Annotated in this window: 12 protein-coding genes; 6 read left to right on the top strand and 6 right to left on the bottom strand. The window is 53.5% G+C overall.

All coding sequences use genetic code 11. From position 1 onward, the window contains the following. Nucleotides 1-31: 31 nt before the first annotated feature. The 3 genes from DXY38_RS11700 to DXY38_RS11690 are packed head-to-tail and all read right to left on the bottom strand — an operon-like array spanning nucleotide 32 to nucleotide 2808. Nucleotides 32-1024 (bottom strand): lytic transglycosylase domain-containing protein, encoded by a 993-nt coding sequence (locus DXY38_RS11700; RefSeq protein ID WP_115071789.1) that lies wholly within the window; start codon nucleotides 1022-1024, stop codon nucleotides 32-34. A gap of 19 nt (nucleotides 1025-1043) precedes the next feature. Further along, complete coding sequence (locus tag DXY38_RS11695) at nucleotides 1044-1640, bottom strand: DOMON-like domain-containing protein (protein WP_115071788.1); 597 nt, start codon at nucleotides 1638-1640, stop codon at nucleotides 1044-1046. 1 nt (nucleotide 1641) lies between these two features. Further along, nucleotides 1642-2808: a phosphotransferase enzyme family protein gene (locus DXY38_RS11690; protein ID WP_244279118.1), complete on the bottom strand. Its 1167-nt coding sequence runs from the start codon at nucleotides 2806-2808 to the stop codon at nucleotides 1642-1644. Between the two features lie 109 nt (nucleotides 2809-2917). On the opposite strand from DXY38_RS11690, the gene DXY38_RS11685 reads away from it, so the two are divergent. Both DXY38_RS11685 and DXY38_RS11680 read left to right on the top strand, forming a co-directional pair. Further along, nucleotides 2918-4117, top strand: a complete 1200-nt coding sequence (locus DXY38_RS11685) for a DNA repair exonuclease (protein WP_115072043.1) — start codon at nucleotides 2918-2920, stop codon at nucleotides 4115-4117. Continuing rightward, nucleotides 4108-6759, top strand: coding sequence for an AAA family ATPase (locus tag DXY38_RS11680; protein WP_115071786.1), 2652 nt, complete (start codon nucleotides 4108-4110; stop codon nucleotides 6757-6759). Before DXY38_RS11685 ends, DXY38_RS11680 begins: the two co-directional genes overlap by 10 nt. On the opposite strand, the gene DXY38_RS11675 is transcribed toward DXY38_RS11680, so the two are convergent. Continuing rightward, nucleotides 6756-8285: a hypothetical protein gene (locus DXY38_RS11675; protein ID WP_115072044.1), complete on the bottom strand. Its 1530-nt coding sequence runs from the start codon at nucleotides 8283-8285 to the stop codon at nucleotides 6756-6758. The two genes, DXY38_RS11680 and DXY38_RS11675, sit on opposite strands and share 4 nt — an antisense overlap. A gap of 513 nt (nucleotides 8286-8798) precedes the next feature. On the opposite strand from DXY38_RS11675, the gene DXY38_RS11665 reads away from it, so the two are divergent. Genes DXY38_RS11665 through arsS form a run of 3 tightly spaced genes read left to right on the top strand, consistent with a single transcriptional unit; the run spans nucleotide 8799 to nucleotide 11692 of the window. Beyond that, nucleotides 8799-9386 (top strand): glutathione S-transferase family protein, encoded by a 588-nt coding sequence (locus tag DXY38_RS11665; RefSeq protein ID WP_115071784.1) that lies wholly within the window; start codon nucleotides 8799-8801, stop codon nucleotides 9384-9386. A 56-nt stretch (nucleotides 9387-9442) separates the two neighbouring features. After that, the gene (stpA, locus tag DXY38_RS11660) at nucleotides 9443-10654 is read left to right on the top strand and encodes a glucosylglycerol 3-phosphatase (RefSeq protein WP_115071783.1); all 1212 of its coding nucleotides are present in this window, start codon (nucleotides 9443-9445) and stop codon (nucleotides 10652-10654) included. Between the two features lie 60 nt (nucleotides 10655-10714). Then, the gene (gene arsS / locus DXY38_RS11655) at nucleotides 10715-11692 is read left to right on the top strand and encodes an arsenosugar biosynthesis radical SAM (seleno)protein ArsS (RefSeq protein WP_244279117.1); all 978 of its coding nucleotides are present in this window, start codon (nucleotides 10715-10717) and stop codon (nucleotides 11690-11692) included. Here arsS and DXY38_RS14045 read toward each other — a convergent pair. Further along, on the bottom strand, nucleotides 11685-11948 hold the full coding sequence (locus tag DXY38_RS14045) for a cell division protein SepF (protein ID WP_256359576.1): 264 nt from the start codon (nucleotides 11946-11948) through the stop codon (nucleotides 11685-11687). The two genes, arsS and DXY38_RS14045, sit on opposite strands and share 8 nt — an antisense overlap. Nucleotides 11949-12003: 55 nt before the next feature. Here DXY38_RS14045 and DXY38_RS11645 point away from each other — a divergent pair, with 55 nt between their 5' ends. Next, complete coding sequence (locus DXY38_RS11645) at nucleotides 12004-12477, top strand: hypothetical protein (protein WP_115071781.1); 474 nt, start codon at nucleotides 12004-12006, stop codon at nucleotides 12475-12477. Here the strand turns inward: DXY38_RS11645 and DXY38_RS11640 are convergent, their stop codons facing one another. Continuing rightward, complete coding sequence (locus tag DXY38_RS11640; RefSeq protein ID WP_006852385.1) at nucleotides 12478-12924, bottom strand: Fur family transcriptional regulator; 447 nt, start codon at nucleotides 12922-12924, stop codon at nucleotides 12478-12480. Nucleotide 12925 lies beyond the last annotated feature (1 nt).

The following is a 12925-nucleotide window of genomic DNA, read 5'->3' as shown; positions in this document are numbered from 1 at the left end:
GGTCAAAGGCGATCACGCCAGTTTCTAAGCCTCAACCTGCAGGACGACTGTGCGGGTTTTGACGCAAATACTCCAAGACGTTTGTGGGCTGTTGCTGGTTGTACCCCTCATGAAGCCAGAGATCACCCGCCGAGGAGGCGTAGTGAATTTGCCAGTGATACAAACCTCGATAGGCGAGAAGATCCCGTTTCAACAGGTCGGCGTAATGGACCACAGCCCTGCCGTAATGATCGCTGTTGTTGTAGCCCCAGAGCCCTTTTCGGATGTCCTGAAGGCCACCACGGCGCACCAAATAGCGTGCCGCCGCATGGATGGCATCCCATGGATCGCGAATGTCACCACCCCGGCCAATTCCAGGTTCCGTCCAGGTTGTCGGTAGAAATTGCATGGGACCTTGAGCATTGGCGACGGAAATGCCATCAATGCGACCCATCCCCGTTTCGACCAAATTCACAGCAGCTAGAATCTCCCATTCGATCCCTGTGGACGCTGAAGCACTGCGGTAAGCCTTGAGCAATTGATCTGGAGGAGCCGGAGTCTGAATCCGCCAGGCCGGAAGCGTGGAGGAAGCAGGGCCACGATGCATGGCAAGAAACGAGCGCCGAGCTGCGATGTGCCGATCAAACACCCAGCGCCAGCGCTCATCGAGCTTGGATCTCACCTGATTGGCGAGAGCAGGGCGATGCGACAACACCCGATAAAGCACCTGTTGCTGATGAGCCAGAGGGGGAATGGCCTCTGAGGAGACGTCGGGATTGCGTATGGACAGCTCAATCTCTGACAACAATTGAGCGAGCTGATCAGGGTTCGCCGGAAACAGCGGATAGTGCGCTCCAGAAGGAGCGCGGGGAAGATCTGGGCTTGTAGGGAGAGCTGGAAGAGCGAGCTCCGTTGGTTCAACCTGTTCCGAGACTCCCTGCTCTTGATTTTTGGGGTCCTGGAGGGCAGGGGAACCACAGCCCCAGGCCAGGGGAATCGCCAAGAGGGAAAGAGAGATCAGGAGGCGGCGGACTGAAGTCATCATCAAAAGCTTCGACGATCCATCAACAGGTCAAAAAGCTGCGACGGTCATGAAAGTCTGCAGCCTCCCCTGGATGGGAGAGAGCCCAATAGCTGAGTCGGCCATTGATTTCCTCGAGAACCATCGTCAGGCCAAGTTCGGGCATGCCCTCAATCGGCCACCAAGGACGTAAATCCAAGACCACATCACAACGAAAGTCCCGTCGCGTTTGTCGCACGGTCACGGCTGGTGGCAAGGCCTCAACCAACCCAGAGCCACTCTGTCGATAGCGCTCAAAGCTGTACAGATTCCAGTGACCCAAAGGCGATACGTTTAATTCCCAATACTGCTGAGAGTCGGGCAACCCGATGAACGCCTCAAAGCAACTGTGCTTCCAAAGTTCATCGCGGCGATCCCCCTGCAATGGACCTGTGACTGGACCTGATGTTGGCTCTGAGCAAGGCAACGCAAGCGCGAGCAAATCGCCATCACGCTGGGAAGGACGAAGGTTGTAGCTGAGTTCAAGAACGCCTCCTTCACGCCAAACAAACTCAGCACTGAGCAAAAGATTGGGTGATTCTTGGGGTTCTTGCGGAAGGAGCGGGCAAACCTGCCGGACCATCACGGGATGGCGCGACATTTCAGCACGCTCCTGAAAGTTCGCGAATCATGAGCTGAAGGTCATCCCCCTGGACTTCGATCGATTGGGTCAGCGCGAATTGCACCAAGGCTCGATCCAAATTGTGAGACGGTCGTTCTGTACGAAAGTAACGATCGCCATCCAGATAGTCGGTTAAAAAGCGCAACCCAAGCTCAAACGGAATCAAACGAATGCAGTCTGGTAGATAGCGAAAATCCTGTTCAGAAAGAAAAGAACGGCTCATCGTGAGGTAGCCCTCAAGAATCGCCCGACAGAGATTGAGATCGAACCTCACCATCTCAACCTGCAAGGTCTCTTCGCCGAGAGGGTTACAGCAAGAACGCAAACAATCGCCGATGTCGTAGTGCACCAATCCGGGCTTGACCGTATCCAGATCGATTAATCCCACCGCGCGACCACTGCGCTCATCGAGCATCACATTGTTGATCTTGGGATCTCCATGAATCGGGCGTCGTTGCAGCTCACCGCGTGCACAGGCCGCTTCCAACACATCCACGCAGTCGCGACGACGTTCCACGAAATCAAGCGCATTTTTCAGGCGCGGATCGAGAGATAACTGCTTCTCAATCCACTGGGTTTGATCTCGGCAAACAGTGTCGAAATGGTTGAGATAGCTGGGAGTGATATGGAAGCCTTCCAGGGTGTCTGCCAAGTCGCCAGTGGGCAAATCACTGATCAGGTGATGGAACATTCCCAATCCATACCCCACCTCTCGGGCATGGTCAGCATCGCGGATCACATCACTCGTGGTGGCCGCTCCGATGTAGGAAATCGAGCGCCAAAACTCACCGTTGTGCTCAACCCAATGGCCTTTGCGATGGCGTGTAGGGAGAACCTTTGGAATCTCCCAACGCCGTCCAGCCAATTCAGGGGGATCGGTCGCCAAACGTTGTTGCACATGCGTGCCCAGTGCAAGCAAATTGCGCATGACCAGCTCGGGCTTTTCGAACACGCTTGTGTTCAGACGCTGCATGACAAAAGCCCGACAATCCGCATCCGCTGCCAAGGACACCAAAAACGTGTCGTTCACGTTTCCAGAGCCAAGCGTGTCAATCGAGGTGATTTGCTCGGGCGGATGAAACAGTCCTGCAATCGCGTCAAGCGATGGGTAAAGCCTGGTGGTGGCATCGGCCATGACGAATCGCATGAGACTCAGGACGAAACAATGCCGTGTATCTGCTGATCCGCCAGCGCTGAGTGTGCGGAAAAAGAGCCGGGAAGCGGCAGCATGGGGTCAGAACACCCACTCAGCAACGGTGCCACGTTTTCTTCACACGGCTGACTGGCAAATCGGCAAGCCGTATCACTGGATTGAGGATCCTCAAAAACGAGCCCGACTTCAGCAAGAACGGATCAATGCCGTATCCCGTATCGCTGCAACAGCAAGCGAACACAACCTTGATGCCGTCCTGGTAGCCGGTGACTTATTCGACTCGAGCACGGTGGCGCCAGGCATTGTGATGGAGGTGATGGAAGCCATCGCTTCGATCAGCTGTCCTGTGCTGGTCATTCCTGGAAACCATGACCATGGAGGTGCTGGTGGAATCTGGCAGCGCCGAGACGTGCAACGTCAAATGCGAGAGCGTTGCCCGAACTTGCAGCTTCTCCTGCAAAAAGAGCCTCAAGTCATGGCAGGCATGGTGCTACTTCCTTGCCCGTTGCTGCGCCAACGAGACAGTCGCAGCCCCGCAGATTGGCTGGAATCCCTGAACTGGAGTGCGTTACCCCACGATCAGCCCAGGGTCGTACTCGCCCATGGCTCCGTTCAGGGCTTTGGTGCAGAGGGACAGGTCAACCAATTGCATCTCGATCGATGGCCTGAAGTGGAGGTGGACTACATCGCTCTCGGGGACTGGCATGCCCTGACCCAACTGAACCCACGCGCTTGGTATTCCGGCACCCCTGAACCCGATCGTTTCCCCACAAGTTCTCAGGACCAACGCTCGCAAGCCCTTCTGGTGGACGTGCACCGACAACGGACCCCAGAGGTCACTCCGATGGCAACAGGGGCCATGTCATGGCACAGGATCGACGCCAAACTGAACAGTGGGGCTGATCTTCAAGGCCTTAAAAAAACAATCGCGTCCTCTGTGGGGCGCAAGGTTGGGAAAGATCTCTTGAGGATTGAGCTCAGCGGCCAACTTTCTTTTCAAGAGCACCAACAGTTGCAACAGCATTTGCAAGATTTAGATCAACAACTTCTCCACCTCAGAATTCGCGGGATGCCCAAGCGCAGGCCGGAACCAGGAGAATTTCAAAGATTTCTGCAACGCGACGATGCGCCCTTGATCAGGGGCATCACGACAGAGCTTGCAGTTGAATTGGATAACAACAGCGGTACCGCCCCAGGCGCTGAGCACAACGCAACAGATCGGGCCATGCTCGAACAAGCGCTGCTCGAATTGCAGAGGATTGTGCTGGAAGAAGCAGAGGATCAGGAGGCTTCATGCGGCTGATTCGCAGTGAGTTCACCAGCGTTCGCCGCCATCAAGAACTGGTTCTTGATTTTTCCCCAGGTTTAACGGTCATTGGCGGAGCCAATGAAAGCGGCAAAAGTTCCCTGGTGGAGGCACTGCATCGAACCCTGTTTGTGCGTGCGGCCGCCAGTGGGACGGCAGCGCAGGATCTGCGTTCCCAGCTCCATGCAGGCCACCCCCAAATCAAGCTGGAATTTGAAGCCAGCCAACAACACTGGACCCTGCTCAAACGCTTCAGCGGACCCAGTGGCACCACCCAATTGGCAGCCAAAGGGCAGGCGGCTCTGATTGGATCAGCCGCTGAGGATCAGCTAGCCCACTTGCTCGGCGTTGACGAGATCCTCAACAGCAGGCAGGTGAACAAAACATTGCCCAGCCGCTGGGCCCATCTTTGGGTCAAGCAGGGGGAATCGGGTCGCGACTTGCTGAGCCTCGGCCATGAGCACTACGACCTCAACAGCTTGATCGAATGCTTGGAACAACAAGCCGAGCAATCACTGCAGTCACCTTTAGATCAACGCGTTCACACCCAACTCGAACGCCTGGTCTCCGAAAGCTTGAGCAGCCGAGGCGTTCGTCAGCAAAGCGAACTGTGGAAGCGTCAAGAAGCTCTTAAAGCCGCCAAGGAGCATCACGCTTCAAGCCTGGAACAACTGCAGGGGTTTGAGCTGTCCTGTGAGGAGCTCGATCGGGTTGAAACCAAGCTGCGCGCCCTGGAACGCGAGCAATTGCCTGAACTCCGACGACAGCGCCAACGATTGCTTCAGTGGCAGGAAGCGCTTCAACAATTGAAGCCGCTCACCCTGCAGCAGCAGCAACTCGAAAAAAGCTGCGCCAGCTTGCGCCAGCTTTCGGCTGACAGCACTGCCTGTGAGCGCAGCCTGGCCAGCTTGGAGCGTGATCTCAAAGATTTAGAGACGACCTGCAACGCGACCAGCAACCAAATCAAAGCGGCACAGAAACGGACCGCAGAACTCGAACAAAAAAAACAAACCCTTGAGGAACAGGGGCTCTTGCTGAGACAACGAAAGGACCGCGATGACCTGCAACGGCGCCTTGAGAGTCTCCATCTCCAGGATCAGGAACGCCAACGCTTAACCGAACAGCAACAGCAACTCAACGCGGCGTTCAACAAGATCGACGCCGGGACCGCCCAAGACCTGCAGCAACTGAACAAAACCCAAGAGGAGCTTCGGGCCATCGCGATTCGCATCGAGAGCATGGCCTCCAAAGTGTTGGTGGAATCGACAGATCAGACCATTTCCATTGAGGGATCAGATCTGAAGGAAGGTGAATCATGTGAACAAGCAGGGGTCTTCCGCATTGGCGTTGGAGAACACGTCCGTCTAAAGATCAGCCCAGGCGAAGGAACAGGACTCGCCTCACTCGAAAACAGACAAAAGACCCTCCAAAGTGCCTTGCAAGCTGGCTTAAAGCGTTGGAACGCAAGCTCCTTTGAGGAGGCTCAACAACGCAACGAACAACGCAACCTCCTTCTCCAACAGCAAGCACTCTTAAAAGCCCAATTAACACAACTGGCTCCTCCTCCAGGACAGAACGTCCCCAACCTCGAGGAGTTACGTCTCCAGTTGGATGCCCTCAATCAAGGTCTTCCAGCCAACGACCTGAAACCCAGTTCAGATGATGAAAAAGACCTAGAGACATGCCGGATTCACTACCGAGAGTTGAAAGACGAAAGCAACACGCATCAACAACAGATGCGGCAACTGGAAGTTCAGCACAATGCCAAACAGAAACATTGGCAACAAAAGCGTCTCCAGCAAGAACGACTCAAAGCAGAGCAGGAGCAACGTTTAAAGCAACATCAAACACTTGAACAAGAGGTGGGATCGCAGGAACAACTCGCAGAATTGATCCAAACATTGATCAATCAACAACAGGCATTGAAAGCTCATATTCAGGACCTTCAACGACCCATCCCAGGGCAAGAGATCTGCGATCCAAAAGCGGAATTAGAAACGCTTGATCGCCTAGAGCATCAGCTCACAGAGCAACGTCATGAGCTGGGGAGCCAGCGTGGTGCACTCCTGGAACGATGCGACTCTCTTGGACAGAGTGATCTCCACTCCGCAGTGGCAGAAGCCGCAGCAAAGCTCGACTTAGCCATGCAAGCTGAACAGCAGGAAGCCCTCTTGGTCCGCGCCCGTAGCCATCTACTTCAACGCTTTCAACAAGCGCGCAGTGATCTCTCTCAGCGCTATTCCAATCCGCTTAAACAGAACATCAATCAGGTCCTTCAACCCCTGCTGGGCAACCCAAAAGACGGCTGTTCGCTTGGGTATGACCCACAAGAGGGCTTGCAACAACTAGGCCTACAACGGGAGGGAACGCTCTTTGCCTTTCAGCAATTAAGCGGCGGGATGAAAGAACAATTGAATGCAGCCCTACGCATCGCGATTGCTGACACCCTTAAAGAGCGGCATGGGGGCTGTCTTCCCCTGCTCTTCGACGACGGCTTCACCAACACGGATGCTCAGCGCTTGCAGGGCGTTTTGAAGATGTTGCAAGAAGCCGTTTCAAGGGGCCTCCAGGTGATTGTTTTGAGCTGTGATCCTGATCCCTACAAATCCGTGGCCGACAACGTCATCATGATTGATTAAAGCGCATTTTCAATCACATTCATCGCTCGAAGATAGGCCGGAGGATCATCATCAACTTCCATATCCTCGAACCCTGAATCGCCACGAATCAGGCGCCTTGCATTATCTGCAATCACCGCATTAACGATCAGATCCATCGCCTCAGGCAGGTCCAGATTCTGCAAAGCCTCGGCATAACGGCGGCTATGGGATGGTCGAACAGATTCCTGACAATAGGTAGATAATTGCCGGCTATCAGTCATGACTGAAAAAGCAACATCTTTGGTCGCTTGTCGCCCATAAATAGCCATATAGAGCAAATTGATCATGGATGCGTCGTGAACAGGAATGGAATATTTGCGCGCAATTTGTGGCCAATAACGCAAAGCCTTCAACCCCTCTAGGCCGCCCTTGCGTAAGCCGGCAGCTTCACACCAACCTTCCAACTCCTCCATGCTTTCAGGACAACGCTGCTCAAGGCGCATGTGATCAGAAAGCACCTGCCCAACCTGAAAATTCCGCGTTGGCTTCCCTGAAACGGGCATCATCATGCTGCCGCGAACATCAGCCACCATCGCCGTGAGTTGCGCAAAGGTATGGTCACGAACCTTCTCCATGTCCCCTTCACGCACCAGGGCCGCTTCAATTCTCGGCACGCCATAACCGAGTTCAGTGAGTGAAAATGGCTGGCGGTTGTAAAGCCGTTGACGATCGCGGCGTGCCATCGACACCGTGGCGGCCTGATCCAGGCATTGATCCAAAAGAAGCGTGAGCAACGTCGGCAAAACGCCTGGATTCTGTTTGTGAAACGAGTAACCAAAGCCTGCAAACACGGATGCCATGTTTTTAGCTGCCTTGATGTACTGGCCCTCCACGTTGTGAACCCCCGGAGAAACCTGAATATTCGGCGAAAGACAATCAAGTAAACGTGCGCCCAAAAGAGCCGTTAACGCATTGGGATGACAGAAATTGGCCGTGAAACTATCCAGGGGATTTCGTAAGGCTCCATGCCGATGAAAGCCTGAGAAAAAAGCCAAGTTGGGCTCTTTTTCGCAGAGCACATAAGACTCATTGGCAATTTGATCATGACCAAACGAGCCAGCAAGACAAGCAATCACCACCTGTTCCCTGTTGAGCTCCGAGCGCAGCCGGCAAGCCTCTCTCAGATCTTCCTCGACGTGGTTGCTGTTCGCACCAAGGATCACCAACTCACAGCGCATCAGAAGGTCGGCTAACGAGTTGGTCACACGCTTGCCAGCAAGCTCGTGGGTGGCCATCGCCTCAATCGTTGCCACATGGACTTCGTCCATGCCTTGAATCACATCGTCGGGAAACGCGCCAAGCAAGTCACGACCTGGGCGAGGGGCCAGCAATAGATGCCCCTCACTGTTTTTCTGCATGGCGCAGTTGTAGGCCAGGGAGGCGGGATAGAGCCCCACGCTGTAGAGGCCAACCTTGCCTTTCTCCAGCTCCAGAATGCGGCCGTGGATGGCGTCCCGATCAAGAGACGGCGAAAAAAATGAGTTGCTATCCAGCACCGTCTCCATCAACCCATCGCTTTGCACACCCCAACACTAAAGAAGGCATAGCTGAGCTCGATGTTCCCGATGAGGAAGCACCAGGCTGCGGGCATGCTTCGCGGCATGAACAAAGGGAGCTGCGCTCCAACAATCACGCCTCAAAACCCACGCTAGCAAGGCAGCTACAGCCATCTCGCGCTCTTGCTGTTCAATACCAAAGGCCCAGAAACCAAGCAAAGATTAAAACTGCCTAAAGAATGAGGTCAAACAAACAAGGCAGCCCTTCGCCATAACCAGCAAAAAGACAAAATAGTGTTCAATTTAATACAAATGCATCACGCTGGTCTTCAGCCAACCAACAAAGATAAGAGTCTGATTCCGCAACAACAAACCACAGCCATCTCACGACTCTTGATCAAATCGACAGGAGCGCCGGATCCCCTTTGATATTGGTATTTACTATGAATCAGGCATTGTGATAACACTGGAACCCCCTGGGTGAAGCATCACCAAAAGCTTTAGAAATCTGAGGAGGATTCCATGGTGTTGACGCTTTACGGAGGCCCAAAAACGAGGGCAAGCCTGCCACGTTGGTACATGGAAGAAAAAGACATCTCCTATCAATTAGTCGAACTAGATCATCAGAAGGGTGAGAACTACAACACAGAATTCCTCGCAATCAACCCATTCGGAAAACTTCCAACACTGATTGATTCAAGTATTTCAATGCCAAATGGAGAGCCTCTCACCCTCTTTGAAAGCGGAACAATCCTTTTGCACTTGGCAGAGCAATATAGCGAAGACATCCAAACAATTGAACACAAAGCTCTTACAAGCCAGTGGTTACAGTTTGCCAACTCAACCCTATCAATTGCCCTTTTTGTTCCAAGGAATCGAGAGAAAGAGTTTCCGCGTCTCATGAAAGAGTTGGATCGCCAATTAGAAACAGGTCAACCCCTTGTAGGGAACAACTGGGGAGCAGCGGATTGCGCTATTCAGGCCTATCTAGCTTATTTACCTTTAATGTTTCCCCAGATCGATCTAACTCCCTATCCATCAATCCGAACAACAATCAAACATGTTGAGCGTCGTCCCGCTTATCGCAAAGCCATGGGAAATCTGCGCTAAAACACCCCATCGCGCGCTCAAACCGCTTCAAAACTCCTAAGGACATCGCTCAAACAATGGCACCACTAAGCCTTGATGCACTCCGTGACGAAATGAGTGCGGAGACAGACTTGCTGATCGTGCAAGACCTCGACGGAGTTTGCATGCCCCTTGTCAAAGATCCGCTCACCCGCAGCCTTCGCGCTGATTACGTGCAAGCGGCGGGAGCGATGCAAAACAAGTTCAGCGTGCTGACGAACGGTGAACATGAGGGCAGGCGAGGTGTAAACCGACTCGTTGAAAAAGCCCTAGGCGACAACCAGAAGGCCCAACGAGAGGGGCTCTACCTGCCAGGGCTGGCCGCGGGAGGCGTTCAATTTCAAGACCGATTTGGCATGGTTTGCCACCCCGGGGTCAGCGATGAGGAAATGAGCTTCCTGGAATCCGTGCCTCAAAGGATGGAAGATCTATTGCGCTTCAAACTGAGTCAAGTCCTGCCTGAATTACAAGGCCAAGCACTCGAGGACGAACTCAAGCTCGCCATTCTTGATACGCAAGTCTCACCAACCATCAACCTGAACAGTCTGTTCAGCAGGATCCAAGGAGACGTGGATCGCCAAAAACAGCTGCAATTGATGTTGTCCGATTTGATGGATGCCCTGATGTCAGCCGCAGCAGATGCTGGACTACCCAAGTCATTTTTTCTACACGTCGCTCCAAACCTGGGACTTGATGCCTCTGGTGAGGAACGAATCAAACCGGCAGAACCAGGCGATGTTGGAACCACTGACATCCAATTCATGCTGAAGGGAGCCATCAAAGAAGTGGGATTGCTCGTGCTCATCAATCGGCACATCGCACAAAAAACCGGGACTGCGCCACTTGGTGAGACGTTCAATGTGCGCAACGCGCCCCACGATCATCAAGCCCTGCTGGATCTTTGTCATCAGCACATCAAACGCGATGCCATTCCGATGCTGGTTGGCGTCGGTGACACCGTGACGTCCACGCCCTGTCCACTGGGTAATGGTTGGTTGCGAGGAGGAAGCGACAGAGGATTTTTAACCCTTCTTCAACAACTCGGTGCAAGTTATGACCGGCCAGCCCGTGTTGTTCTTGTGGATAGCAGTCATGGAGAAGTTGATCGCCCGAATTTGAGCAACAGCCAACTGTCAGGGATCAGCGATCCTGACGACCCACTCCGTTTTGACTGCCTCGTCAAGGGAGGTCCCAATGAGTACGTCGATTGGTTTAAAACATTGCCTCATTCCTGCACTGATGCTGAATAGCTCATCAGCAGCGCTGCAGCCCTCTCCACAACCAACACTCGGTCCCCTCATCCCCTCCCCTTGACATCCATCTCCCCCCTCACTGAGCAAGATCCCAAGCGAAGGGCGAAGCCGTTCCCTGCACTCAACCGTGGAGAGCTTGAGACACTTCAAGTGAATCTGGGCTACCGCTGCAATCAGAGCTGCAGCCATTGTCATGTCAATGCGGGACCGTGGCGAACGGAAATGATGGAAGGGGAGCACATCAAGCTCATTCCCAAGGTTCTCCAAACACTCAAACTCAACTGCCTCGACCTAACGGGAGGTGCTCCAGAACTGCATCCCCAATTCCGATCACTGGTCCAAGAAGCTCGGGACCTTGGTGTTCAAGTGATTGATCGCTGCAATCTCACGATCCTGCAAGAACCTGGCCAAGAAGATTTAGCTGCATTTTTGGCCGATGCAGGAGTCAAAGTGGTTGCTTCTCTCCCGTGTTTTGAAGAGGAGAGAGTGGACAACCAACGAGGTTCTGGTGTTTTTCAACGCAGTATTGCTGGCCTACAAAGCCTGAATGCACTGGGTTATGGAATGCCTAATAGCAACCTTGCACTGGATTTAGTCTTCAATCCTTCAGGTGCACAATTACCACCTGCACAAGGAGAATTAGAACGCATATATCGCGAAAAACTTTTAGAAAATCATGGCATTCATTTCAGCAGATTATTAACCATCACAAACATGCCAATTCAAAGATTTGCCCAAACGTTAAAGGCCCGTGGTGAGCTTGAGGCTTATTACGCCTTGCTGCATCAAGCCCATCGCGACAACAACCTCAGCGCAGTGATGTGCAGACATTTGATCAGTGTCGACTGGACTGGACACTTGTTCGACTGCGATTTCAATCAACAATTAGGCATCCCCGTGCGTTCTGGACCAAGGACCCTTAATGAACTTCTGAATCAATCTGGAACCGTCAACAACCAACCGATAGCTGTTGGAGCTCACTGTTTCGGATGCACGGCTGGAGGGGGCTCCAGCTGTGGTGGAGCGCTTAGCTGAGCTGATCAATATCAACAGAAGCCGGTGCAAATAACAACACCCGCTCTCCCACACGACGCTCCTGCCCCTGCAGGGCATAGACGCCACCAGAAACGAAGTCGGCGGTGCGCTGCGCCAGTTTCGGCTCCATCTCTGAAAGGTTGAGCAGAACAGTGCGTTGCTCGCGTACAGCCATGACCGCGTCCAACCCCTCTTCGAATCTTCGGGGTTGGAGCACGATAATTTCGTGAAAGCCTGAAACGCCAGAAAGGTCCATACTCACCAGATTGACGGAAGCTTCTGCTCGCCACAAGAGCAGTAATAATTAATCAATGATTGATCCAGACCCAAAGACCAAAGGAGGACACTGCGGCACGACGCCAAAGAAATTCGCAATCGGAATTGCTCCGCTGGGGACGGTCTCCATCGGAGTTGTGCCAATGGGGGTGATTTGTATCGGGGTTGTTCCGATGGGGGTCGTCTCGATCGGAGTTGTCGCGATGGGTGTGATCAACCTCTCGGTGGTGGGAATGGGTCTGCTGGCAATCGGAGTGAACACCATGGGCGTTTGGACCGCAGGACCGATGAGCATGGGGCTCGTGCCCTTAGGCAAAAACTCAACTGATCACAGCGCTCACCAGCATGGCCAGCCAAACCAACATCAAGAGGGCGATGACCCGAGGTTCATGGCCTACCCCACCCGGGCCGAAGCCGAAGCCCAGGCCGCTGCTCAAGGATGCCAAGGGGTCCACGCGATGGGTGACTTCTGGATGCCCTGTTCAGAGCATCCAGGCAACGATCAATGATTAAAGGCAATTAGGACAAACGGCTCGCACGTTCAAACTCGATTCGATCAGTTCAAAGTTGAATCGCTTGGCTGCATCACGGCCAGCCTCAAGAACCGGGATGCTTTCAAATTCTTCGGTGCGGCCGCAGCGAACGCAAATCAAATGATGATGATCGCCATGATCGCCGCTGGAGAGCTCGAAACGACGACCGCCATCACTCAGTTCAAGCTCTTGCAGAAATCCCATCTCAACCAACAGTCTCAAGGTGCGGTAAATCGTCGCCAATGAGACCCGTGCCTTTGAATCCACCAGCAAACGGTGGACATCCTCGGCACTGAGGTGAGTACCGCCACCGATTTGCTCAAACAGATCGAGAATCAGTCGACGCTGGGGAGTTAAGCGCCTGCCGTCCTGATGCAAACCCCGCTCTAGAGGTCCTTCAACCGGAACTGGCAACGAGGCCATT

The organism is Synechococcus sp. UW179B (assembly GCF_900474245.1).
In the GTDB taxonomy this organism is placed as follows: Bacteria; Cyanobacteriota; Cyanobacteriia; order PCC-6307; family Cyanobiaceae; genus Synechococcus_C.
Note: the sequence above shows the minus strand (reverse complement) of the source record. Positions and strands in the feature narration are given on the sequence as shown.

Bases quoted from the DNA above. Each gene is read 5' to 3' on its own strand.
- DXY38_RS11690 (WP_244279118.1), bottom strand. From the start codon at position 2,808: ATGCGATTCGTCATGGCCGATGCCACCACCAGGCTTTACCCATCGCTT.
- DXY38_RS11695 (WP_115071788.1), bottom strand. From the start codon at position 1,640: ATGTCGCGCCATCCCGTGATGGTCCGGCAGGTTTGCCCGCTCCTTCCG.
- DXY38_RS11665 (WP_115071784.1), top strand. From the start codon at position 8,799: ATGGTGTTGACGCTTTACGGAGGCCCAAAAACGAGGGCAAGCCTGCCA.
- DXY38_RS11680 (WP_115071786.1), top strand. From the start codon at position 4,108: ATGCGGCTGATTCGCAGTGAGTTCACCAGCGTTCGCCGCCATCAAGAA.
- DXY38_RS11675 (WP_115072044.1), bottom strand. From the start codon at position 8,285: ATGGAGACGGTGCTGGATAGCAACTCATTTTTTTCGCCGTCTCTTGAT.
- DXY38_RS11640 (WP_006852385.1), bottom strand. From the start codon at position 12,924: ATGGCCTCGTTGCCAGTTCCGGTTGAAGGACCTCTAGAGCGGGGTTTG.
- DXY38_RS11700 (WP_115071789.1), bottom strand. From the start codon at position 1,024: ATGATGACTTCAGTCCGCCGCCTCCTGATCTCTCTTTCCCTCTTGGCG.
- DXY38_RS14045 (WP_256359576.1), bottom strand. From the start codon at position 11,948: ATGGACCTTTCTGGCGTTTCAGGCTTTCACGAAATTATCGTGCTCCAA.
- DXY38_RS11645 (WP_115071781.1), top strand. From the start codon at position 12,004: ATGATTGATCCAGACCCAAAGACCAAAGGAGGACACTGCGGCACGACG.
- stpA (WP_115071783.1), top strand. From the start codon at position 9,443: ATGGCACCACTAAGCCTTGATGCACTCCGTGACGAAATGAGTGCGGAG.